The 23,431-nt window shown below is 35.8% G+C and carries 19 protein-coding genes and 5 pseudogenes; 8 read left to right on the forward strand and 16 right to left on the reverse strand.

Features of this window, described 5'->3' with window-relative positions:
- Positions 1 to 512 precede the first annotated feature (512 nt).
- A complete protein-coding gene (locus R7Q46_RS00410) occupies positions 513 to 1,409 on the reverse strand; it encodes a GGDEF domain-containing protein (RefSeq protein WP_318077205.1) in 897 nt (298 codons plus the stop codon).
- Between the two features lie 436 nt (positions 1,410 to 1,845).
- Here R7Q46_RS00410 and R7Q46_RS00415 point away from each other — a divergent pair.
- Positions 1,846 to 2,194, forward strand: a pseudogene (locus R7Q46_RS00415) (transposase); the annotation flags it as partial.
- A 130-nt stretch (positions 2,195 to 2,324) separates the two neighbouring features.
- On the opposite strand, the gene R7Q46_RS00420 reads toward R7Q46_RS00415, so the two are convergent.
- Positions 2,325 to 2,846, reverse strand: a complete 522-nt coding sequence (locus R7Q46_RS00420) for a GNAT family N-acetyltransferase (RefSeq protein WP_046875426.1) — start codon at positions 2,844 to 2,846, stop codon at positions 2,325 to 2,327.
- 282 nt (positions 2,847 to 3,128) lie between these two features.
- Between R7Q46_RS00420 and R7Q46_RS00425 the strand changes: the two are divergent.
- Positions 3,129 to 4,063, forward strand: a pseudogene (locus tag R7Q46_RS00425) (IS30 family transposase).
- 86 nt (positions 4,064 to 4,149) lie between these two features.
- On the opposite strand, the pseudogene R7Q46_RS00430 reads toward R7Q46_RS00425, so the two are convergent.
- The 3 genes and pseudogenes from R7Q46_RS00430 to R7Q46_RS00440 all read right to left on the reverse strand — a co-directional run bounded on the left by R7Q46_RS00430 (position 4,150) and on the right by R7Q46_RS00440 (position 7,278).
- A pseudogene (locus R7Q46_RS00430) lies at positions 4,150 to 4,366 on the reverse strand (DUF6434 domain-containing protein).
- Positions 4,367 to 5,458: 1,092 nt separating this feature from the next.
- On the reverse strand, positions 5,459 to 6,337 hold the full coding sequence (locus tag R7Q46_RS00435) for a sensor domain-containing diguanylate cyclase (protein WP_318077206.1): 879 nt from the start codon (positions 6,335 to 6,337) through the stop codon (positions 5,459 to 5,461).
- A gap of 269 nt (positions 6,338 to 6,606) precedes the next feature.
- Positions 6,607 to 7,278: a DJ-1/PfpI family protein gene (locus tag R7Q46_RS00440; protein ID WP_258452880.1), complete on the reverse strand. Its 672-nt coding sequence runs from the start codon at positions 7,276 to 7,278 to the stop codon at positions 6,607 to 6,609.
- Between the two features lie 183 nt (positions 7,279 to 7,461).
- On the opposite strand from R7Q46_RS00440, the gene R7Q46_RS00445 reads away from it, so the two are divergent.
- A complete protein-coding gene (locus R7Q46_RS00445) occupies positions 7,462 to 8,025 on the forward strand; it encodes a TetR/AcrR family transcriptional regulator (RefSeq protein ID WP_262628443.1) in 564 nt (187 codons plus the stop codon).
- Positions 8,026 to 8,066: 41 nt separating this feature from the next.
- Here the strand turns inward: R7Q46_RS00445 and R7Q46_RS00450 are convergent, their stop codons facing one another.
- Complete coding sequence (locus tag R7Q46_RS00450) at positions 8,067 to 9,947, reverse strand: hypothetical protein (protein ID WP_318077207.1); 1,881 nt, start codon at positions 9,945 to 9,947, stop codon at positions 8,067 to 8,069.
- Between the two features lie 178 nt (positions 9,948 to 10,125).
- Entirely contained in the window at positions 10,126 to 11,832 is a 1,707-nt protein-coding gene (gene dld, locus R7Q46_RS00455) for a D-lactate dehydrogenase (protein ID WP_318077297.1), read from the reverse strand.
- 440 nt (positions 11,833 to 12,272) lie between these two features.
- Here dld and R7Q46_RS00460 point away from each other — a divergent pair, with 440 nt between their 5' ends.
- Positions 12,273 to 13,862 (forward strand): L-lactate permease, encoded by a 1,590-nt coding sequence (locus tag R7Q46_RS00460; protein WP_318077208.1) that lies wholly within the window; start codon positions 12,273 to 12,275, stop codon positions 13,860 to 13,862.
- Between the two features lie 26 nt (positions 13,863 to 13,888).
- Here R7Q46_RS00460 and R7Q46_RS00465 read toward each other — a convergent pair whose 3' ends face one another.
- Genes R7Q46_RS00465 through R7Q46_RS00475 form a run of 3 tightly spaced genes read right to left on the reverse strand, consistent with a single transcriptional unit; the run spans position 13,889 to position 16,876 of the window.
- A complete protein-coding gene (locus R7Q46_RS00465) occupies positions 13,889 to 14,791 on the reverse strand; it encodes a LysR family transcriptional regulator (protein WP_318077209.1) in 903 nt (300 codons plus the stop codon).
- A 47-nt stretch (positions 14,792 to 14,838) separates the two neighbouring features.
- Positions 14,839 to 16,185, reverse strand: a complete 1,347-nt coding sequence (locus tag R7Q46_RS00470; protein ID WP_318077210.1) for a HAMP domain-containing sensor histidine kinase — start codon at positions 16,183 to 16,185, stop codon at positions 14,839 to 14,841.
- Complete coding sequence (locus tag R7Q46_RS00475) at positions 16,178 to 16,876, reverse strand: response regulator transcription factor (protein ID WP_318077211.1); 699 nt, start codon at positions 16,874 to 16,876, stop codon at positions 16,178 to 16,180. Before R7Q46_RS00475 ends, R7Q46_RS00470 begins: the two co-directional genes overlap by 8 nt.
- 197 nt (positions 16,877 to 17,073) lie before the next feature.
- Here R7Q46_RS00475 and R7Q46_RS00480 point away from each other — a divergent pair, with 197 nt between their 5' ends.
- The 3 genes from R7Q46_RS00480 to R7Q46_RS00490 all read left to right on the forward strand — a co-directional run bounded on the left by R7Q46_RS00480 (position 17,074) and on the right by R7Q46_RS00490 (position 18,662).
- Positions 17,074 to 17,478: a hypothetical protein gene (locus R7Q46_RS00480; protein ID WP_046875420.1), complete on the forward strand. Its 405-nt coding sequence runs from the start codon at positions 17,074 to 17,076 to the stop codon at positions 17,476 to 17,478.
- A 1-nt stretch (position 17,479) separates the two neighbouring features.
- Positions 17,480 to 18,064 carry a porin family protein gene (locus R7Q46_RS00485; RefSeq protein ID WP_025510136.1) on the forward strand — a complete coding sequence of 195 codons (585 nt, stop codon included), beginning with the start codon at positions 17,480 to 17,482 and terminating at the stop codon, positions 18,062 to 18,064.
- 187 nt (positions 18,065 to 18,251) lie between these two features.
- Positions 18,252 to 18,662, forward strand: coding sequence for an H-NS family nucleoid-associated regulatory protein (locus R7Q46_RS00490; RefSeq protein ID WP_318077212.1), 411 nt, complete (start codon positions 18,252 to 18,254; stop codon positions 18,660 to 18,662).
- 195 nt (positions 18,663 to 18,857) lie between these two features.
- Here R7Q46_RS00490 and R7Q46_RS00495 read toward each other — a convergent pair.
- Positions 18,858 to 19,401: pseudogene (locus R7Q46_RS00495) on the reverse strand (transposase); the annotation flags it as partial.
- A gap of 78 nt (positions 19,402 to 19,479) precedes the next feature.
- On the opposite strand from R7Q46_RS00495, the pseudogene R7Q46_RS00500 reads away from it, so the two are divergent.
- Positions 19,480 to 19,638 (forward strand): annotated as a pseudogene (locus R7Q46_RS00500) (IS481 family transposase); the annotation flags it as partial.
- 78 nt (positions 19,639 to 19,716) lie between these two features.
- On the opposite strand, the gene R7Q46_RS00505 reads toward R7Q46_RS00500, so the two are convergent.
- The 5 genes from R7Q46_RS00505 to R7Q46_RS00525 all read right to left on the reverse strand — a co-directional run bounded on the left by R7Q46_RS00505 (position 19,717) and on the right by R7Q46_RS00525 (position 23,228).
- Positions 19,717 to 20,109 carry a hypothetical protein gene (locus R7Q46_RS00505; RefSeq protein WP_318077213.1) on the reverse strand — a complete coding sequence of 131 codons (393 nt, stop codon included), beginning with the start codon at positions 20,107 to 20,109 and terminating at the stop codon, positions 19,717 to 19,719.
- Positions 20,110 to 20,242: 133 nt separating this feature from the next.
- Complete coding sequence (locus R7Q46_RS00510; protein WP_411978760.1) at positions 20,243 to 20,656, reverse strand: AAA family ATPase; 414 nt, start codon at positions 20,654 to 20,656, stop codon at positions 20,243 to 20,245.
- A 1-nt stretch (position 20,657) separates the two neighbouring features.
- The gene (locus R7Q46_RS00515; protein WP_318077214.1) at positions 20,658 to 21,362 is read right to left on the reverse strand and encodes a hypothetical protein; all 705 of its coding nucleotides are present in this window, start codon (positions 21,360 to 21,362) and stop codon (positions 20,658 to 20,660) included.
- A 466-nt stretch (positions 21,363 to 21,828) separates the two neighbouring features.
- Positions 21,829 to 22,608, reverse strand: coding sequence for a hypothetical protein (locus R7Q46_RS00520; RefSeq protein WP_318077215.1), 780 nt, complete (start codon positions 22,606 to 22,608; stop codon positions 21,829 to 21,831).
- Complete coding sequence (locus tag R7Q46_RS00525) at positions 22,581 to 23,228, reverse strand: hypothetical protein (protein WP_318077216.1); 648 nt, start codon at positions 23,226 to 23,228, stop codon at positions 22,581 to 22,583. Before R7Q46_RS00525 ends, R7Q46_RS00520 begins: the two co-directional genes overlap by 28 nt.
- Between the last annotated feature and the right edge of the window lie 203 nt (positions 23,229 to 23,431).

Below are 23,431 nucleotides of genomic sequence, written 5' to 3' on the forward strand. Positions count from 1 at the left end.
CGCCATCGGTTCTTAGTGGTATATGTTAGTTACCTAAAGGTTGAATGCAATTAGTATACTTTTAGTAACCTAGTTCAGGTATGGGCGGGCGTAACTAAATAATTATGCCTCAATAAATAAGCTTTATTGTTAGTTTTTCTGTAGCCAAATCGACTTAGCTTTCTCATCAAAACACCAAAATGCAACTGATTTTATTGCAATAATATGTTAGTGAATGTGCTAATTAAGCAAGTTGTGATCTAACTCAAGTTTGGCAAAGTCTGATGGATACAAGGTCAAATAATAACGCCATCTACTAACTAAACTGCTCGAGTTATTTCGAAGTAGTTGATTCTGAAGTGACTATGCTAGGTTTTATAATCTCTCTAAGACGTTGATCTTTTAGATATAAACTCCAATCTCGCTTCTAGCTATATTACTAGCAGAACGGCACTAAGACCTAACAGTGACTAACCAGCGGGTGTGTAAAGTCGAGTATGAATTGCGACACTTTAGTTCAGTCTAAATCTTCTTTACTCGCGCTTTTTCTCATAGTACATATTCTCGTCGGCTTTAGTTATCACTGATTCTAAAGAAAAGTCTGTTCCTTCAATAATATACTTACCTATGGAGGTCCCTACCTGCACCTTACCTGTATCTGTATTTATTGGGTCAGTGAGTGTACTCTTAATCCTCAATATCACATCTTCTGTGTAGTATTCCGCTTCAGTATTGCTATTCCCAACGCTTCCCAGAAATATGACAAACTCATCTCCGCCATATCTTGAGACTAGATCGGAGGCTCTCACGCTGCTTTTAATACGTTCACCTACTTTACGTAATATGTGATCGCCTACTGCATGACCATGCTCATCATTTATTTGCTTGAAATCGTTCAAGTCAATAAATAGCAAAGCTGAGAAAGAGTTTTCACTAATCCTCTTCTTTAGGTCTCGTTGTACACTTTCTATCAGTCCACGCCTATTGAGCAGCTGGGTTAGTTCATCCATTCGAGCTTGCTGATGAGCCTTCTTTTCAAGTTCCTTTTGCTTTGTAATATCAGTAGAAATACCTAAGATACCAACAACTTCATTAGAGGATTCCGAGCTATAAATTGGTGATTTCATCTCAAGATAAATCCGTTGCTTACCATCTGTACCATTAATGAATACCTCTTCCCTACTCGTTTCCCCTTTGATTACCTTAGCATCGATGTGTTTTATGAACTCAACGGTATCCTCTGGTAAAAAATCCGAATCTCTTATTTGCCCCAGTTTTTTCTTATCGACTCTCATTAACTCTAGGCTTAAGTTATTCGCATAGATATATCTAGATTTCGTATCTTTGATGAACACATATGTCTCAAGCTGATCAAGAGACTCAATAAGATCATTAAGGTTTACCCCCAACCTTCCTAATTGAAGATACATTATGGCCTCCAGCAAGCAGAATACTGCAAAATATTTTACGCATATGACAATTGTTTGTTATGTTCATTAGCTTATTGAATCACATTGAGAGTGTTAATTTTAGCAATACTAAAGAGGTATGAAACATACAACTTAATAGTAGTACTAAAGACCGTAAAGTGACGGACTTTTTGGGGTAGTTATTTGATCTATCAGACAATCTGCGTATCGAGTCTATAGGTCTAGATACAATAGTTGACAATCCAGAAAAGCTACTAGTAAGAGATGACATTAATAAACAGCACCGCCTATGGTATGAACAACTTATTGCTGAAGCGAGTAAAATAGAATTAACCTTTACTCATGGGTCCGCAGTCAAATTAATCAACATGTACTTAAAATCAGCTTTGGTTTACGCGGATATGATTCGCACGTAAAGGTCGCTGACTTGTACACACCCATCTTAACCGCTCTTACAAATCAAATTGAAAAATAGAGGCTAAAATCACAAAGCTCATCGATACCACACTTGAATATCAGACTAAAAATGAGCTACTCCAAAACGCCTGGGGTCGGTAAAATACTGGCCGCATCAATAATTAGTACTTAGTCACATCACGAATAAGCAAGCCTCTAGCTTGATTGGAGTTGCACCTATCGTTAGACGTTACAAAGGAAAGCGCATGATACAAGACAGTCGGACGCAAGTTAGAACTGTTATGTGTATTGCAATGATGTCAGCCATCCAGTGTAACCCTGTTTTTAAGACTACTTATGATCGATTACTTGCGGCAGGACATACCAAAACGCTGCGACATTGTTATCATGCACCTCTAACTCCAAACGCGCCCACTTTACCTAAAGCATTGTGCCATAAACACTAAACCTGCTTAAAGTGACGGCGCCAAGCGTTGTGAATCACCCTTTAATTTAGTGTTAGTTGCGTTCTGACCACTCCGACCGTAAAACTCCATATTTGACGGAGTCATAGTACTCCCCCTTGTAGTAACGAACTTTTCTAAGTCTTGCTTCTTGCTGAAAACCCAGTTTCAAAGCCAAAGACATCATTCGAGGATTACCCGACCAAGTAGTTAAACCAACCCTCTCGATTTCTTTAGTTTCGAACAAGTACGATACCCACAAAGGTAGAGCAAGCGCAGCAATTCCCTTACCCCAATACTGTGCATCGTAAATAACTACACCAGCTTCAAGCCAACGCGTTTCTTCACATTCCCAGTAGTAACTAACCGTTCCAACAGGAATATCGTTAACAGTGATCAATTGTAAGTCTAACCCTGCAAGTAAACGCTGAAATGATGAACTTTCAAACTGTTCTAGTGTTGGGTGAGAATATGGAAAGTAAGGACCATTGAACTTCATCCATTCATCATTTGAAATAACCAAAGAATGGAGAGGTTTCAGTTCGTCTTCCTTGGCAGGCCTAATATCTACTTTCATATCTTCCTCAATACTTCACGATTCTTTGAAGCAAACTAACGCCCAATTAAGGTGCGAAGCACGCTACCACAACACTTAATTTGACTACTATAAACACTGAACTAAACCCAAAATACCACGCGTTACGAATCCTTATGTAACAACTTGTTATACAACTTGGATTCAAGTACGAAGTGCGACACCCCTGAAATTTAAAACAGTGAGATGTGCTATTCATAAGTTTTACTCCCGCCAAGAAGTGAAAAACCATGAATTACACACCTCACTGAGAATGAAAGGTATATGATGTCCGCACTTAGAAAGCAAGGCATTAGTGTCGTCAACATCGCTAAAGAGCTAGGGCGTCACAAGAGCACTATCTACCGAGAATTTAAACGCAACTCTCGATGCAACGCCTATCGCCCTAACCCTTCCTATCAGCCTGCTAGAGCGCAACAAAGAGCTAGAACCAGGTTGAGCCGATCACGGCGTAACAAGCGCTATACCAAGCACGATTTCAAAATTATTGACGCGCTTATAATGCTCGATTGGAGTCCTGACCAAATCGTTGGGTATTGCCGTTTGCATGGCTATCCAGTGATGAGCCATGAGCTTATTTACCAGCACATTTGGACCGATAAATCCAACGGAGGCATGCTCTGGAAACATTTACGTCAATCACCAAAACAGAGACGTAAGCGCTACAACGCCAAAGATAGCAGGGGGAGAATTGCCGCTAAAAGGCACATAACAGAACGACCAAAACAAGCTGTGTTACGCCTAGAACCTGGACATTAGGAAATAGATACCGTGATCGGTCGTGGAACTAACACTGCATTGTCACTCTCGTTGACAGAATGACTGGCTACACCTATATCGGATAGCTAGATGACCGAACAACTGCATCACTCAACGCGAGAATGACAGAGATCGTTACACGTTCAAACTTACCATTTAGAACTATCACTGCTGATAATGGTACAGAATTTAACCAATATCAGGAGATAGAAAACAAGCATAAATGCTTGTTTTACTTCGCAACGCCCTACCACTCTTGGGAGCGAGGGACTAATGAGAATACAAATGGACTCATACGCCAATATTTACCTAAGAAAACCTCAATGGCTCATGTGACACAAAGACTGTGCAGCCAGATAGCGTATAAACTGAATAACAGACCACGCCAAAGGCTTGGTTACAAGACACCAACGGAGTATATTTATGAGCAGCTACTCTAAGTGTCGCACTTCAAACTTGATACTAAGCAAAAACCTACAGCACATAGATTACTCACTAAGTCCTAGTAAATATAACTTAATATCAATCACTTTGACTTCTTTCGTTTAGTCCACTCATCTGAGGCATACCCCATTGTCAAACCTCTGGCATTGCTAATCCAATTCATGAGTTCACGAGCTAACTTAAATTTCTCACCAAATTTAGATTTGAAATATCTACGAACATTCTGAGTCGTTTTATAGCTATCTGTAATTATTAAGCTGTCATCAACATGATTTTTTATACCAATTAACCTTGTCCATGGTTTTTAAACCTTCTTTTGTATAACGCCTTCTACATAGCTTTTAGCCACTTTTCATACTCCTATAGCGTAACATTTTTAATACAACATCAACGTGTAATCAATAGGTTAATGAAAGTAGATAGAGATTAGATTTGCATGATGTCATTTTTTCAAAAATCACGCACCTCAAGCTCCTTCTGATAACTTTGGGTAGGGAGCATTATGAGTTACATGAGTTTTTAAGTTAACAGTCATTAGCTTTGTGAAAAGTTTGGTTATACGACATAGACCCTCAAACACGTGTTTGGTGGAAAAATAAGTCAACAATTAGCTCATCGACCTACGATGACTACGCGGTTGTATGTGTTTGTAGCCATTTGAATATATCAAACGACTTTTAGGAGGTGCTAAAGATGATCATACTAGTCTAACGCTTACAGTATACTGTTATAGTTATCGTTAAAGATATGCAGGAAAAGTTAGCATTAACATCGCTTCTACAGAAAGCACAACACCTTAGCACAGAGCTACATACACAAAGCGATACATTTTGTGGCTAATAGTTATAAAGCAGGAGAAGTTGTAGAAAAATATCAAGTTCAATGAAAAGAAAGATTCAGTAAATGCTCCAAACTAAAGACTGATATTTAATGTGCAGCACCTGGCCGAATTGCTATCGGTAAATGATGATGTGACCACCCAACGTAAACCTTACGACAGTGGTCGTTCGTTATGAATGATGTTCAGTGAGCAATGCGGCGCCGTAGCTAAGTTAAGAAAGTGTAAGAGAACAAATGGATAATCCTAGCCTGATGCAATTCATGAACTGTAGGCGTATTAAAGACTTGCTGCTAACCATTCGAACTTGATTATCAACATTGACGAAACGATCAGTGCTTCACTTTCCAAGTATCTGCCCTACACAAGCGGTCAAAAACTGTAATGAGAGTGACGGGCAGAATTGAACTTTTCTTGAAATTAATCATATGTCGTACTGATAGGTATTTGGCGCTTGCTTTCTATGCTAGTCAATAGATAATAAACTCTTAGTTATAAATCGACCAGTTAAAGTTTAATAAGGACAGTACCAATCATAAAAAATACGTTTAAACTATTTGTCTTTAAACTTTATTTTATACATATCTTTGTCCGCCTTTTTTATAACTTCATTAAGATGACAACTGTGTTTAGAATATACAGAAACTCCCATGCTGAAATCAATATTTAATTCAGATGAAAGTCCATCGATAGAGAAAGGCTTAGATAATATATTGGTAATTTTACACTTTATAGCGTCTATTTGATATTCTTCTTTATATGAATCCGCTAGCTTAAATAGAATTATAAATTCGTCCCCACCAACACGGAAACACATATCGCATTCTCGAACACTTTCTATAAGTCTAGAGGAGACACCTTTAAGTAATAAATCTCCCACATTATGTCCATAGGTATCGTTAACAACCTTAAAATCATCAAGATCTAAATAAGTCACTATGTATGAAGAAGAACTGAACAACAAATCAGAACTTTTGTTAACAATACGATCCAATTCGTGCCTATTAAATAACCCAGTCAGAGGGTCTTTGAAGGCCTTAACGTGAAGATCCTCAATTAGTTTCTCAGTGCTAGTAACATCAAAAATGGTTGCAATCGCACAGTCCATTCCATCAAAATAGATATTTGCTATTGAAATTCTTGCTCTAAAAAACTCACCATTTGAACGTACACACAGGATTGTTCCTCTAGAAGTCATATTTCTACTTTGACATTTGTTGGATATAAAATCATCAACTTTTTTATGGTGCTGTTTAGCAAAGTAACTGGGAATTATAACGTCCAATTTTTCATTAAAAATTTCGTTTTTATTAAATCCAAACAATTTTAAAAAATAGGTATTTGCAAATACAATATTAGAATATTTATCTACAATTATATTTGCGTCAGAAAGACAGTTTAAGAAATCTGAAATGTGTTCGGTTGCATTCACTCTACATATACCTTATCAAACCAAAGGATATCTAACCAAAGTGACCCAATGAAAGCGATAAAGATAAATTATATATTTAATACAACATATATCCATTTCTTTATGTATATTTGTGATCTAAGCACGCTCAAAGAAAAATTAAAATTTTAATATATTTAAACAAATTTTAAAAATTTACAAATATGTGAAACAAGAGTTAAATCGTAGTGTGATTGATGCCTATGATAACAATTTTATGCACAACATAGACACCATGTCATCAATTGAATTTAATTAAACATTTCGTACGCGATTGACTTAACCAAACTCTGCACGGAGTTCTTCATCTCATCTTTGGCGTCATTGTGGTTACCACAGCCAAAAGGGGGTTGCGGGTCATACTCTAAGAGTAACTCTAGACTTTCAACTGACTTAATATCCCCAGATAACTCAGCTAAAAGTTCCAGAGAAAAATCCAATCCAGATGTGATGCCTCCACCACTTATCCTATTACGATCCTTTACAACTCTCTGATTTAAGTACGTTAACTTGGGATATTTATTTAAAGCTTCTTTGTATGCCCAATGAGTAGTTACTTTATAACCATCTAGTAACCCCGTTTCTGCTAGGATTAAAGAGCCAGTACAAACAGATGTTATGTACTTTGCTTGACTGCCTATTTTTGTCAGAAAATCTATGACTTCATTATCTCTGATTTGCTCTATCGGGTTTGCAGAGCCAGGAACAATTAATACATCAACATGGGGAAGATCATGAACACTATAGTTAGGTAAGAGCTTAACATTTGCATCTGAAGAAACAGGTTGAATACTTTTTGAAAAAGTAAAAACATTAACTAATCCACTTACAGCTAAAACTTGTAACGGAGCATATGCATCAAGCATGGTAACACCAGGGTAAATATATATTCCAACATTCAGATTCTTACTTAACTTTTCCATTATCAATGCCTCAATAAAATGATTGAGAAGCCATTTTAGTCTTTTATAAATCAAACACTAGAAACTAAAGAGTCAAACTGTTCGATCTGGGACTATTTTTAACAATAGTCCCAAACCGTTAATGTTAATATTGACTACAAATTTCAACACACTATCCTATTCAATAATATAGGAGTAAACCTAATGTATAGAAACAAAAGTTGCAAACGAATTCTAGTTGCTTTTCGAGATTTATTATTAGTAAAAGATTATTGTGAAATCTCTGTATTGGAAATAATATCTAAAGCAGATGTTAGTAAAAGTACATTTTATAGATACTATAATGGAAAGCTCTGTGTTTTTATTGAAATGCATAAACTGTTGTTTCAAAAATTATTTACACAAATGAATACTAAAGAAGCTTGGCTGAGTAGCCTACCACAACAATCTTTCATTAATATGGCTAGCTTGGCGTCAAGGCGGAATGGAATAGGTCGTTCTATGGTTTACAAAATGGGTGATGATTGGTCAATTGCTTCAAGGTTAATCAGAGATTGTTTATCAAGTGAAGTGGAAAATCAATTATTAAAAGTATTTGGAAAAGATTCTTGGATAATACCTATCGAGCAAGTAGCAGGTTCTATTGCGGCATTACACATTGATTGCATAACACAATTAGGATTAAAATCAGGCCCATCTTCGGCAGAACAAGAGCTATCATATCTACAATTTTTCACGCAATCTATTATAAACTCATCCTTGAGTTAGTTGAGTAAATAGAAAGCCACCATAATATGGTGGCTTTCTATTTATAGGTCTCGTTCAGAAGAAGAGAATTTTATTTTTTCTATATTTTCTAATAAGACAACACCATCACCATTATCTCGATTATCAGAAATAGAGTATTTTCCATCCCTTAATTTAGTAATTGTATAATTTGACTCATCACCTGAGAAGATAACTGTATTTTTACCTTTATTACCAACAATTTTATTTCCGAGTTTATTTACAATAACATTTACATTATTGCTGCCAGTTAGTGTAATATTCTTCAGATATTGTGAGTGGTGTGTATAAGGCAACTTAGTGTCAAACTTTAAACTAAACGTTCCTTCAAAGCTCTTAGAAACTCTTGCATTATAGGTAAGGTATGGGTGAAGTAATTTCTGTACAGCTTTTAAGCCCAACGGATCAAGAGTAGACATTTCTGCTCTTGTCTTAGCTGTATAAATGCCCCACATACCGCCTTTGAATTTCTCTTCTAAATGTTTTCTTCTTTCTTCTAGGAGAGCTAGTTCTGTCGCATCTAACAGGTCAGTTAATGTGGATGTTTCAGTATCAGCCACATCAGTACTTCCTTCGATACTTACACTAGCAATCTCTTTTTGTCCCCAAGCTCCCCACAAGCCATAATAGGAATCAACAACAGCTGCATAGTATTCTTGAGACAGGCTGTTCTCTTTAGTCAGCTCTTGTATCCATGCCTGATTATCTTCTCCGAGGCCCCAGATTTTTCCTGTAAGAGCGTTGACTTGAGCACTTCTTAACTCTGCTTGATAACCTGGTAATGCGCCCAAAAACTTTTCATTTTGATCCACGCCAATACCGTAGTCATGGACAAGATGCAATATTTCTTCAAAGGTAGCATCTCTATGTTCATAATTTTGTTCGATGTACCAGCTACCACCCTCGACTTGGATTTCCTCCTTGTATAGAGGTTGACCATCAAGTTTTGCCGCTGGGTTAGATCCGTCATCTTTGCCATTAAGCAGTAATAGTTTGGCGTTATTTTCTGCCATCTTATTCGCGATTTCTGATTTATTATCCCCATACTCAGAACCATCAAAGTTGGTTAAGTAATGCGATAATACATTCCTTGCTCTAATTATTTGTTCATCCGTCAACTCGTCTTGGGCTAATATCGGTATTCTTTTTCCGTTTGGAGTTTTAACCTCTGTATAGCGGTCAAATCCTAACTGTAAAGAGTAAGTTTTAGCTAGCTCTTTAGGTACCGTTGTTATACCTAAAAAACTAGATTCCTCAGTGACTATTTCATACTTAACAATTTCATCAAGCGTCAAGTAATGCATGGAGCTTGACTTAGCTGAGTTCAATGTGAACCAGTAAAAATCAGAGTTAATGCCCATATCTTGGTAATAAGACGTGAAAATATCGTGTGAGCTGTGTGATGATGGGTACTCACGACCATCTTTCACCCCGTCACTCCATGAATGTACACCAAGTTTAGCTCCAGCAGACCAACTTCTTGAAGCACCAGCAAGATATAAATCAACGCCCCCAGAAGTCACATGGCTGTTACTATCTACAACCGTCTTCATCTTCTTACTTCTAATTAACCGTCCAAGCTTTAAGTTAGCATCATCATCAATAGAGCCAGAAATATCCCTCAAATACAGCCGATTTACCGATGGATTTTTAGATAACATGTTATTGAATGTCGAAGTTGAACCATCGCATGAAACACCATCGATGATTGCTGTTTTACCTTGAACTTCGAACTGCAAAGGAGTCATTCCCGTGACAGTAGTTGAGCACTCAGAAATAAAAACATTTTTAGCGGCGGGTTTATGCGTAACATCTTTATCAGTGTTTTTCTCACTACTCGAATTACAGCCCGTTAACGCAGTGACGATCGCTAGGTAAGATAACGCTAATGTAGTACTTTTCAATGAATCATTCCTTATATGAACAAAGCCTTTACTTTACTATATAGACATTAATGATAACTTGATTACTAGACTAAGATTACGAGTGCTTACAACTCTAAAAAAATTTTACAAAAGTCATAAATTAGGAAAAAAATGGCCACCTGAGATTAATAAGGTGGCCTTTTCAATAAGAGAGTTATCAAACACAACAGCTACAGTTGCGCTTGTACTTTTCCATCTTACCAATACCAGGATTGAAGGTATTGGTCGGGTCAAGCTCATGATAGAATTTCTGAAGTGAGTTATCAGCTTCGTACAGATGTCCTACATTATGCTCTGCTGGATATTTTGCTCCCCGTGCATTAAGGTGTTTTAACATCAACTTTTTCATCAATTTTGTATCAGTACCCTTTTTGAAAATGTAATCTTGATGAAAAACGTGGCACATAAAATGACCGTAATACAGCGAGTGGATAAGGTTCTTACTAATCTCTTCGGGTAAATTTTCCAACCATTCCTCGTCATTTCTTCTCAACGCAATATCTAAAGCAACTATATCTTCTACATCTTTACGGTGGATCGTTTCATAACGTATAGCCGCTCCTGCTGCTGCAAATCGATGTAAATAAGCTTTTTTACCTTCTTCTGGTGTACACTCAAAGAAATCACAATCTCGCTTTTCTCCCCAGACTTCACGAAGATAGATTTGTGCTTCTCTGATTCCAGCTTCACTCATTTTAAGAACTAAGTGATGTTCGTACTTATCACGGAAATCCAACATCCTTTCTGGCAGATGCTGAGGAAATAATTTACTTGCATAATACATGACTGCATCGGGAAGATATTTGCTAACGAATGGAACGCGATCCAAGATATTTTCAACTTTGGCTTTCAATGCAAACATCTTGGGCAATCTATCAGTACCTAGCAAATCGATTGATAAAAATACGTCTTTGCCATACTTTTCTGCAATATTAAAAATATCTCGATGCATATATTCAGCCATTTCTGGCAAGTTTTCAAAATTCGTCAAGATGTCTCTTCTAAGTTTAGTCAGTTGTGAAGGATCATTTGTACCAACGTAAAATACTTGCTCCTTTTCTGGAACAGGATAACTATCAACACGAACTGCAAATACACCTATTTTACCAGCACAACCACTTGCCTCGAATAAACGACGTTCGTCAGCATTAAATCTAGACGGGATCTCTGAAGTGACATCTCGCACACATTGATCATATTCCTTGTCGGAAGCCATCCTCTCATCGTATTGAATCTGAGTAGAATCAAAATTACCTAACTCAAGATTTCGAAGAATTTCTTCTGGCGTATCACCTAAACCATCGATGCCGAGATGATTTACAAGATGCAATTTACCGTGTTTATCTACTTGACCATAAATTGCAAGCTCTGTATAGGCAGGACCTCGCTTGACCAAAGCGCCACCCGAGTTATTTGCAACACCACCAATAACTGTTGCTCCGATTGTAGATGAACCGATGACAGAGTGTGGTGCTCTATTTACAGATTTAAGTTTCTTTTCTAATGAATACAAACTTGTTCCTGGAAAGCATAATGCTTGCCTGCCCCCATCTAACAACTGAACCTGATTTATTCTTGTAACATTTATTACAACAACATCCCTATCATAATCATTTCCACTAGGAGCAGAGCCTTCTGTAAGTCCTGTTTTAGCAGCTTGCATGATTATAATACAGTTATTATTCACACATGCCTGGATTACTCGCCATTGCTCAACGAGTGAATTTGGAAAAACAATTGCTATTGCTTTTCCGCATCCAGAACGAAATCCTGAACGGAAATATTTGGTTTTATTAGAATCAGTAAGAACATTATCATTTCCGACAATAGATACAAATTCATCGATTATTTTTTTATTATTCATCATCATTTCTCACTTTATGTAGGGATTTGGAAATATAAACTCTTCGGAAAATCAAATCTATTGTAAGTGAATGAAATTAAAGACAACAAGTCCAAACAAACAATAAATAACTTAACTTTCAGATACTTAAATGAATGAGACAAAAAAGAAAAACACTGTTTCTAATTAGAAACAATAAGTTCAAAGTTCAAACTTCATAATTAAGCACTTATATGATTTATATGGGTTTTATATTGTTAACAATTATTAATTAATTGAAAATATATTACACAAATAATTTTTCCGAGATATATACACCATGTTTTATATGTGTAGTAATGAATCATTTAAGGTATTATTTTTACGCTTTTAATTAAGCAAATTTTGATAATACCCCTTACAAAAAATCCAAAATGTGAATGCTTAATTTCAAGGTTGAAATTAAGCATCGGAGTATAATAATGATATCCCTACTTATATCCATCATTCCTATCGCTTTTCTGATATGGATGATGACAAAGAAAAATGCGGTACCTTTACATATAGCACTACCGCTTACAGCTTTTATGGTTGCTCTAATCCAGTTTTTTCACTTTGATGCTGACATGATCACAATCAGTGCATATAGCGTCTCTGGCATGCTATCAGCTACAACTCCGATTTCGATAGTAGCAGGTGCAATATTATTAAATAGGTTGCTCTACTATACTGGCTCTGAAAGAACAATTAAGGTTTGGTTAGAGTCCATTAGTCGAAATGAGGTTGCCCAACTAATGATAATTGGCTGGGCTTTTGCTTTTATGATAGAGGGAGCTTCTGGGTTTGGTACGCCAGCAGCTATAGCAGCACCTATTCTTGTTGGCTTAGGTTTTTCTCCAATAAAAGTAGTTCTTTTTACACTGACGATGAATTCCGTTCCAGTATCTTTCGGAGCTGTAGGTACTCCGACTTGGTTTGGTTTTTCAAACTTAGGATTGTCCGAAGAAGATATTATTCAAACAGCACAGTTTTCTGCATTAATTCACCTAGTTTCTGCATTTATAATCCCTCTAATTGCACTTAAGTTTGTTGTACCTTGGGAGAAGATTAAATCAAACTATAAGTTTATATTGGCAAGTACTCTTTCCTGTACGATCCCATACTATCATATTGCACAGTGGAACTATGAGTTCCCAGCGTTAATTGGAGGTGCAATTGGACTTTTACTAACAATTTTTATAGCAAAAAAAGAGTTAGGATTAGAAAAAAAATCGGATACAAGTAGTAAGATTTCAAATAGTAATCTTGTTAGTAATTTTGAGATTTTGAAAGCAATATCTCCTACTTTATTGTTGATCTTTATTCTAATTATTACTCGTGTTAAACAGTTTAGTATCAAACAATTATTACTCGATGATACATCAATGCTTAATTTATCATTAGGATTGATAGGTGATTTAAGCATCAGTCAGGCGTTTATAATTAAAGTTAGCAATATTCTTGGAACAAGCGCTTCTTGGTCATATAAATTGCTTTACGTTCCAGCTTTAATACCGTTCGTTTTGGTAGTTGTTATTTCCATATTTATATTTAATATATCTTCAACCAGTTTGAGAAGAATATGCAGTGATACTACTGACAGAATTAAGTATCCATTTATTGCTCTTGTTGGGGCGCTAATAATGGTGAAGTTGATGATGCTTGGTGGAAGTAAATCTCCAATAATGACTATTGGGACGGCGTTTTCAGAGTTTACTGGAGAGAACTGGCAATATCTAGCATCATATTTGGGAGCATTAGGAGCGTTTTTCTCTGGTTCAGCTACGGTGTCAAACTTAACATTTGGAGGAATACAACAAAGTATTGCTATAAATGTAGGTCTTGAAGAGTCAAAAGTTCTTGCTCTTCAATCTGTCGGAGGAGCTATGGGTAATATGATATGTATAAATAACATAATTGCTGTATCTACAATATTAGGAATATCCAGACAAGAAGGCTATATATTGAAAAGAACTATCGTTCCTATGACTATTTATGGCTTAGTTGCAGCATTAATGAGCTACTTTATATAATATTAACGAGACTTTCGAGTCTCGTTTTAAAAATGGGAGTTTCTTTGACTAAATTTATCATATATATGTTCAATTAATAACTCAACTTTCTCTGATTGAGTTCTTGATTTGGGATAAATTGCATATATACCTATCTCTTTGGCTGTATCATACTTAAATATTTCAACTAAACTCCCATTTTTTATATCGTCATAAATAAGAATTCTTGGAACATATACTATCCCATTACCCCAAATAGCAAGATTTCGTAAAACAGAAGAGTTGTTAGAAGAAAAAGTACTATTGACCTCAACTTCATATCTTTTCTTAGCGTTTTTAAAACTCCAAATGTTTGCTCCACCTTCCTGAAAAGAATACGTCAAACATTTATGCCTATTGAGTTCACTTGGAGAATCTGGTAGTCCATGTTTAGCTATATACATAGGAGACAAGCAAGTAGTCCATTGTGCATCAACCAACTTTCTCACATTAAACGAAGAATCAGGATATGAACCTGTTCTGACTGCTAAATCAAATCCGTTATCTTCGATGTCTACATATTTATTATCCAAATCCATATCTATTTTTATTTTAGGAAACTTATTATTAAACTCGTATATAATCTCAGGAAAAATTAATTCACCTGATATAGTCGGAACAGTTAATTTAATAGTACCTGATAAGTTTTGTTCCAGTCCATTCAGTGCCTCGTCTGCTTTTTTTGCCGCATCATATACTTTCTTCGCTCCTACAAAGAGCTTGCTACCTGCCTCCGTTAAGAAAAGTTTTCTAGTAGTTCTATATAAAAGCTGAACGCCAACCTCCTCTTCCATTCGAAATACAATTTTACTAACAGCTGATTTAGCAATCCCTAACTTTATGGCAGCCTGACTAAAAGACCTACTTGTTACGACACAATAAAACACTATGAAATCAAACGAATTCTTCATAAAATACCTTCATCAAGTAGACATACATTTTAAATTTCACTCATACACTATTTAACAGGAATGTTAAGTTCAAAAGCAGTTTCTAAAGCATCACTTTTAACTAAGCTTAAGGTTCCTTCCATAGAATTAGCCGCAGATTTTGCAATTGCAAGCCCTAAGCCAAATCCACCCGACTTTGATGCTCGACTATCATCTAATCGAGAGAAAGGCATAAATAACTCTTCTCTTTTATTATCTTCAATTGGAGGCCCATCATTTTTGATAGTGATCCTAATGAATCCACCTTTAGTCTTAACTTCTACATGTACATGATTACATGAATATCTAATCGCGTTTGAAATTAAATTATCCAATGCAAGTCTCAAAAGTATAGGAGAACAAAATAATGTTAGTTCGTCATCAGACTCTAACTTAACTTTTTTATCGCAATTATCCCAAAAGTTCAGCCTTTCTTTAACTAAAGCTATAACATTACATGCTTCTTTATTGTTTTTTTGACATTTACTAAGATTATTTAGTTTAGAAAGAAGAACAACTTTATCACTTAAATCCGTTAAGTCATCAATATATCTATCAATATCATCAAGTAAATCTTTTATATCTTTATCTATTTTTCCCTTTCTTATTATTCCTACAGCTAATTGAATTTTACTAAGAGGTGTTCTTACTTCATGTGGTACTGCTTGTGCAAAGATCTGGCTTCTTGTAAAGCTACCAGATATCTCCTCTGCCATTTCATTGAAGTACAAAGCCAATTTATTTAATGGCTTAGGTATGTTTTCATTAGCTCTTACGGATAGTTCTCCTTTCCCAAACTTTTTTTGTACAAGGGTTAGATTTTCAATTTGCTTTTGAAGTTGATAAGTTGGGTAATACAGTAAAACTCCTATAACAATTAGAATAACTGAGCAAACTAGTAAAGGTACAAGAACCTCTGGATCTTTATATATTGGAGTTGTGGATAAAGCCTCTTCACTTAGTTTTAAAGGTGGTCGATCACTAATTAAAAGAAAACCATTTTCAATTCCAATTTCATAAATCGCAAACAGAGTTTCAGAATATTTTTCAAAGATATCAATTCCTTTTACGTTTGATAGATAAGTTAGATGCCCTAAATTATCCTCGTCTAATTTTGAAACCCACTTCACATCGAAGTGTTGGTAAGGCATTGGATTTTTGGAATCTTCAAAATAGCTCTCGAACGATACGCTATCTTGTTCTAATTGATTTTTAATAGTATTAAATACATATTTTGTATCTCTATGAAAATCTACTAACTCATCATTACTGAGGTATTCAGTAGTGAGGAAGAGAGTGAATCCTACACTGGTAAATAGCGACAAGATCATACTTATATAGATTCTTGTAAACATTGGAGGAAGAAAGTTATTCATCGATCATCATGTACCCTTTGTTTCTTATGGTCAAAATGTACCTGTGTGGAGAACTGTTATCCTGTAACTTTTTTCTTAAAGTAGATATTCTCATATCTATGGAGCGATCATTGTATCCATGCTCTACCCCTCTCAATGATCTACAACATTCTTCTCTAGTCACTACTTTTCCTACGTTACTCATGAGTAGGAGTAACATTTCGAATTCTGCATTCGATAAGTAAATTCTATTCCCTCTAAAGATAAGCCGTCTTGAATGCGGCTCTAACTCAATATCTCGTACTTTTAGCGGTGTTTCTTTTCCATTTAAGGGCAAATCTTTGGGTAGTGCTCTTCTTATCAATGCTTCAATTCTAGCTACTAACACATGTGGCTTAACTGGTTTTGAGATAAAGTCATCTGCCCCAAGCCTCAATAAAGCTACCTCATTCAAGTCATCGGAACACGCAGTCAAAATCAATATAGCTCCATCATAGAAACACCTAGCTTTTTGACATACTTCACTACCATTTAACCCAGGTAGCATAAGGTCCAAAATCAAAACATCAGGGGCATTTTCTTCAATTTCTTTTAATGCATCCTCTCCCCGATCAAAGGTATCAACCTCAAACCCCTCTGTAGTTAAGTACATCTTTATCAATCGAGCGATTTCATGATCATCTTCAACTAACAATACTTTCTTTGTACTCATGTTGTTCACTATTTCATATGATAAACTCATAATTATAGGCTATTTAATAAAGACCATTCATTTCTCTTACATATGCTTACATAAATGAAAAATGATTACTTTTGTTTACTTATAATCGGCCACTTCTCAGTTACTATTGATATCTAATTCAATAGAATTCACAACCATGAAGTGAATTATCATAGATATAGGTTTTTATGTTTATAAAAACAATTAAATTATTAATTGTACTGGGAATTATTTTTGTTACTGGTTGCTCGACAATTAAGGATTCTAGAAGCTCGATCAATGAAAAGAAAACACACCAGTACTCTGTCAGTATTGAAACCCTATGGATTGATACTATAAAAATAATTAACAATTCTGATCTTCAACTTGTTTACGAAGATAAGCCTAACGGAAATATACTGGCTCAAACACCTATAAATGCATTCAGTTGGGGAGAGAATGTATTTATAAATTTATATGGAAATCAGAATGAATCATTTATTAGAATTTCTTGTAAAAGAGCAATTGCAACTAATATAACATCTACGGACTGGGAAAGTTTTATCATAAAAAAACTAGATAATAAACTCAATCAATCAAAACTTGGAAATTAAAATGAAGATAAAGTCTATTTTATTGGTAGTACCATTACTTACTGCACTATCTGCGTCGGCTAACGAAAGTGACTTCTATATTGGTGCTGGCCTAGGCACAGGCGGTATAGATACTGATATAGCTAAAGATATACCTATTCCAATGACTATTGATTCAGAAGGTACACCTATCTTTATCAATGCAGGGTATAAGCTAAACCCTTATGTTTCCTTCGAAACCAAGCTACAAAAGCATGGTGATATTTCTTTTAAATCTCCCCTTGCCAAAAATGAGTATAAATGGAGTCCGAAGTCATTATCATTTAATGCTAATGTATCTTACCCGATTACAGAATTCTTATCTCCTTTCGTTTCTGTAGGTGTAGGCTATATCTCTTTAGATGAGAACCAGGATTCCATTGATAAAGATACTGGTGCAACTTTTACCTATGGTCTTGGGCTAGAGTTTACTCCTGATTTCTTAGGTCCAGTTTCGTTCAATGTTGCATATCATGCCGAACAATTCGATTTAGAATCAAAAGCGAATAACAAAGACTACTCCGTAACACTAGATACTTATAGTGTAAATATTAAATACAATTTCTAAAAAAATCTCCCTACAATATTCTTGTAGGGAGTTAAAATATTTTCTTTATAAATTTATATATCTTATTGACAACTCTTTGTTATGATTCCACTCACAATTTATTATTAATTATTATCGAATAGGAACACTCATGTGATAAGCTGCATATAGTTTTAAAGACAAATATAAAAATGAGGTACTAGAGATCATGACAAAAGAATTTGAAAAAAATCTACTTAATATCCGTAGTTTAAGAGTATTTTCTCGCGATTTATCTTTAATTCAGCTTGAAGAAGCTCTAAGTAAATTTTCAAAGGTTGTAGAAGAACGCCGTACAGAAGAAGACAAGATAAAGATTGAACTAGAGAAAAAACAAGAAAAACTTGAGGAAATTGCTAAACAGATTCGTGAGCAAGGACTCGATGCTAATGCCGTAATTTCTGCCCTATCTTCCCAACAGCAAGCCAAAAGCAAGAATAAACGACAACCTTTGCCAGCCAAATATAAATACGTCAATGAAAATGGATTTGAAAAGACTTGGACTGGACAAGGACGTACACCTAAAGTGATACAATTGGCGCTGGACTCAGGTGCCACTTTAGACGACTTCGCTATTTAAATACCCTTATCATTTAGACTTTTATTTCTGATGATATCTATAGTTGACTTTAAAATAGAATCAGCGATTGGGGGAAGGATTGTTGTAGACTAAACGTATTCATAGTTCTTCATGAAAAACTATATCTGCATATATCAATTTCTTTTATTTCTTGTTTTCAAACCTTCCCTTATCGCATGCTGCAAAAATACTTGAAGTTGTGTTCGATAAACTCAACTCCTCAGCGATAATTTCTTGTTTGTCACTATCAACAGCGATATGTCGTTTTAGCCAAACTCTACTCTAACCATCCACGCCATGCTTTTTGATTTTACATTCACCTTCACCACAAACCTTGAGATTTATGGTATCAATGGCTAAGTGTCTTATGACATCAGAGGTTTGAGTGAAATTTCAACCTGTTTGGCTCCGCGCGATTGATACGAGTGTAATGTAGGCACTGCAATGGAACAAGAGCAATCGTCAATAGAGAGTTACTTAATCCTTGTAGAGTTCGAAACGGCATCGAGAAGATATATTTCATCTTCAACACTATCGTGGATGCCAGATCACAGAAGTAACGAGGTCTTCCACACTTATTTTGTTTGCTTTGTTTCCCTTCTTTTATCTCTTGTTCATCAATCTAGAAGGTGAGCGAACCACGATTGATGAAGGCTTTATTGTTCTGTTTCCAGTTGCTTTTTCTAACGAAGTTTAGCCATTTTAAATCTAGTTGAGGGGGGCGGAGCTTTGATCTTATTATTCGGGCTAGACGGTTATCATACGGGGTTATGACCTGCTTACAAATGAGCTTTACCAAGTCATCCTCTGAAAGTAACTATATGGCTCAATGGAAGAGTTGCAGATAGATCTGAACTAATGGATGGACTACTATGACAATCATCGTACTCATCTAGGGAAAACCTGCCGTGGCAGAACGCCAATGGAGACATTAGAAGATGGAAAAGCAATATGGGCTGAAAAGAATCTAACCTAGACATAATCTGACAGACACCGATTCAAAAGTGGTTAACGGTCAGATCAGGCCTAAGCTAGTATAACTTAGTGAAATGAATCAATCGTACTCTTCTTCACTATCAAACACTTTGGTACGATTGATTATGCGATCGCCGTTTGCTTCAGAGTCAATTGCTACCAGCAAAACCTTATCTCCATCTGCTTCTGTGTATTTCTCTAAATGAAAGCCGCCCACGATTCCACAACCACCAGCACTTGTATAAGATTCATTTAGCTTCAACCCACAACTTTCCGTTAACAGTACATTAAGAGTGCATTCTTCATAAAAAACTTGCTCGGCTATAGCGACGACCTCTTCAAAGAATCTGCTCATTAGGTTTTCGTCAAAGATACCTAATTCCTCAGTATCTTTGTAATTACCCCAAAGGCGGTTATCATGACTGATATCGCAAGAATGAATTTGACAGTAACAATCAAACTTACCATCCACTAACTGAACCGAAAACTCACCTTCCCTCTTGACAGCATCACTCTCAACACTCGCCCATACCAATGCTTCGTAGCTTTCGTATACATTTTTTCAATGTTACTAAATCTAACTTCAATCCTACTCATGCTACGTATCATCTTTTTGCAGTTCCAAAGCTTGAGTCTAGCGTTTCAAACTGAGAAGCCATACGAGTAACCACTGAATCAGGGACACCATGTATGTTCTGATAATTCCCCTTCATTTCAATGACCTCAAAGACTAGACCCATTTCATTCGCTAGGTTTTGATAGAATTTCATTTCCCAGTTTTTCACGAACGTGTTAGCAACAACAACATTGAAACCAGCTTTCAAGAGACGCTTAGTTTCAAGCTTACACCAGTTATGAGCATCCTTAATATATGCACTATCGTGTTGATATCGACCATCTTTATCGATGAAAAACTTATCAGCCTCGACCAACTTTGCATCTAAAGCTTTAGCGTGCGTTGACTTTCCAGAGCCTGGGATACCTCGCACCAGAATAAGTTTTTGCTCCTTAATCACCATCTTATACCTCACCTTGTTTGAAAATTGACGATACAAATAATGGTTCTTTCGTCGTCAACATGGCACGAGGAACGCGATCGAATAAAAGATCTTCATTCAGAGTCTTGACCTTTTCTACAAGGTCTGCTTTAACTTGTTTGATCAGCCCTTGTACCTTGGGGCTAAATGAATCGAGGATTTGAGATGTTAGTTTGTCACTATAAATTGGGCTGCCAATGACTAATTCAGATGTAAATGATACCTTTTGGCCTTCGGCGGAAAAACTCAACGCAGCGATGTCTCCATAATCGTGTAGAAGAAGAACTTCATCACCATTAAGAGTGTGAACTGCGTACTGACCATCTCGCATTGCTTGTCGTACTGTCAATGAGATAACATTAAATTCACTAATTTCGAACAAAAACTCTGGAGCATTCAGGTATCCAGAAAAAAGTTGAGTAATAAGTTGTCTATGGCTGGCAAATGATGGATGCAGCGCTACGTCGCTAATGCCGTTATATTCATCAGCGTTACAAATAGCAACTAGCTCTAAATCCATAAAGAGTCTTATCTGGTACTGACCTGATACATCATCATCAAGTGGAATACCGTCGTAAGATGTGACTATGAGATGAGCGTCGGAAGACTTAAATAGAGAGTCTAATCTATCCCAATCAAGATCTAGGTAGAAAGAAGTGAATTGTTTTTCTGTGTTAAATGTATCCATGATGGACTCCAATTAATAATACAAACTCATTGTTGAGCTTGATAACTTAGTTCAAACGCCAAATCTTCTGGCTAATTTTTAGCCGTTTTGGCACGTATCTTTCAATGCTGCTTCAAGTACTTTTTAGAAACACACATCGAACTTATTATTTTATTATCTAAGTTGTTATATTATTATTGAGTCCATTGAGTTTCCTCACTGGAACGCTATAGAAGCTACCACCACATCCAACACAAAGTCAACAGAAAAAACCATTTATTAAAGCGAGACGTTTCAAAATAGTATTTTTTGCTTACGTTTATGTATAATTAAAGCATAAGCATTGATCATATTAGTGGAAAAGCCTTAGGCCTAGATCATTCAGAGAGAGTGATACTGGAGACTTCGGGAGCAAGGTTACTCTAGAAAAAGCAGTATGATGAATCATACTGCCCTGTCTATCTTAAGCTTAAGCTGCAAGTCCCTTTCAAACTAACAAATCAATTATTGAGATTGCATGCATTTGCTCTTGTCCGTGAATACAAACTTCGTATTCACGGTCATCGATTAAGCATATTACATCCAAGTTTTCTCGATTACTCTTAACGTGAGATGCATAAATGCTAAAAATAAACCTATTCTCACAACCATCAGAAGTCAGGAATTTTCCTATCAGAGCGCTACTTTTTTCTGAATTTGAAAATTTTATTGCATCGAAGCTTTTCAAAATCCAAGAGGGTTTTGATTTTAAAAACGTGACTGCTAATGACACAGAGGAGTGAGGGATCATCTCCAACCTATCATTCACTTTCAACTTTGACATCACACCATAAGCAGGTATATTCACGTTTAATAAAGTAGTACCGTGACTCATGTTTCTGTTTTGATAATCAAAATCAGTTTTTATATCTTCAAAATATAATTGGTAAACATCGTAATCAATCGTAATGTCTCGCCCATTGTCGCGCTCGATTATGTAGTTACCAATTTCTGTACTCAAAGACTTCTTGCTAAATCGCTCGAGAAGTTTCACCAAATTTACATCACTTATTCTCATATCCGACACCTTCGCTATTCCATCAACCATCATTAAACAACATTTAATCAACTCTTGATTAAACTGAGAACCTCTCGGGTTCTGTCTCAGTAACATCCTCTCCGTTGGTGTAAGTTGATAAACAAATCTAAGCGCACAAAAGTAATACACTTCTGAATATCCATACATAGCGGCTCCCCTACCTAGCAACACAGCTTCTTCTCGTGCCAAGAACCCAATTCGGCAGTTGTTACAATTTTTAAATGCGGCTTATATTCCCACTTGGTTACTTCTTCTGACAAAGGGATAAGGAAATCATCCACTTGACAGAATATATAGTCGACACCTTTAACATGATGGCTTTGTAAATCAGAAGTTCTATTTATGAATAAGCAAGAAAAATGAGAACCACTCTTGGTGATTAACCCAAACTTAAACGCAGAAAAACAATCATCATCAACAATGAGTTTGTTATTATGATATAGCAAGATATGCTTAATCTCATTTACAGCAGAAAGTTCTCCGCGAAGAGCATTTCCTTGTAAATACAAGTAATTAGTATCAAGGTAGTTCTGCCTAACATAGCTTTCTAACTCATTATATTCGGTTATGTTTGAGATATATTTTGAGAGACTGCAACTAATCTCAAAATCTAAGTCCATGTCTGGCTTTCTATTTAATAGTGCCAATTGTACTGATTTTATTAATGGAATATCACATATATATTCTTTAGGATTAATATTATTAATCACACCGATGTTATTAATAATATTAGATATGTGTACATCAAGATTTGACGAGGTTAAAGGGTGACTAGATAGATCGAATTCAGTAATGTCAGAATTATACATAATGTCCTCCACAGACAATCAGAATTAAGTAGATTTAAACTTTGCTTTAAGCAGTTTTATTTTTCTTAAGACTATTATTATCTATGAGAACACCGATATCAGAGCGATACATTTAGTGTCTAGTTAGCGATGAGAGACCAAATTGCCAGCCAACTTATTAATACATTAATCACTTCATAGCAAAGAGTCAATGTTTTATTTAA

The sequence above is a fragment of the Vibrio sp. 811 genome (genome assembly GCF_033339195.1).

Bases quoted from the DNA above. Each gene is read 5' to 3' on its own strand.
- R7Q46_RS00410 (WP_318077205.1), bottom strand. From the start codon at position 1,409: ATGTATCTTCAATTAGGAAGGTTGGGGGTAAACCTTAATGATCTTATT.
- R7Q46_RS00420 (WP_046875426.1), bottom strand. From the start codon at position 2,846: ATGAAAGTAGATATTAGGCCTGCCAAGGAAGACGAACTGAAACCTCTC.
- R7Q46_RS00440 (WP_258452880.1), bottom strand. From the start codon at position 7,278: ATGGAAAAGTTAAGTAAGAATCTGAATGTTGGAATATATATTTACCCT.
- R7Q46_RS00445 (WP_262628443.1), top strand. From the start codon at position 7,462: ATGTATAGAAACAAAAGTTGCAAACGAATTCTAGTTGCTTTTCGAGAT.
- dld (WP_318077297.1), bottom strand. From the start codon at position 11,832: ATGAATAATAAAAAAATAATCGATGAATTTGTATCTATTGTCGGAAAT.
- R7Q46_RS00460 (WP_318077208.1), top strand. From the start codon at position 12,273: ATGATATCCCTACTTATATCCATCATTCCTATCGCTTTTCTGATATGG.
- R7Q46_RS00465 (WP_318077209.1), bottom strand. From the start codon at position 14,791: ATGAAGAATTCGTTTGATTTCATAGTGTTTTATTGTGTCGTAACAAGT.
- R7Q46_RS00470 (WP_318077210.1), bottom strand. From the start codon at position 16,185: ATGAATAACTTTCTTCCTCCAATGTTTACAAGAATCTATATAAGTATG.
- R7Q46_RS00475 (WP_318077211.1), bottom strand. From the start codon at position 16,876: ATGAGTACAAAGAAAGTATTGTTAGTTGAAGATGATCATGAAATCGCT.
- R7Q46_RS00480 (WP_046875420.1), top strand. From the start codon at position 17,074: ATGTTTATAAAAACAATTAAATTATTAATTGTACTGGGAATTATTTTT.
- R7Q46_RS00485 (WP_025510136.1), top strand. From the start codon at position 17,480: ATGAAGATAAAGTCTATTTTATTGGTAGTACCATTACTTACTGCACTA.
- R7Q46_RS00490 (WP_318077212.1), top strand. From the start codon at position 18,252: ATGACAAAAGAATTTGAAAAAAATCTACTTAATATCCGTAGTTTAAGA.
- R7Q46_RS00510 (WP_411978760.1), bottom strand. From the start codon at position 20,656: ATGGTGATTAAGGAGCAAAAACTTATTCTGGTGCGAGGTATCCCAGGC.
- R7Q46_RS00515 (WP_318077214.1), bottom strand. From the start codon at position 21,362: ATGGATACATTTAACACAGAAAAACAATTCACTTCTTTCTACCTAGAT.
- R7Q46_RS00525 (WP_318077216.1), bottom strand. From the start codon at position 23,228: ATGTATAATTCTGACATTACTGAATTCGATCTATCTAGTCACCCTTTA.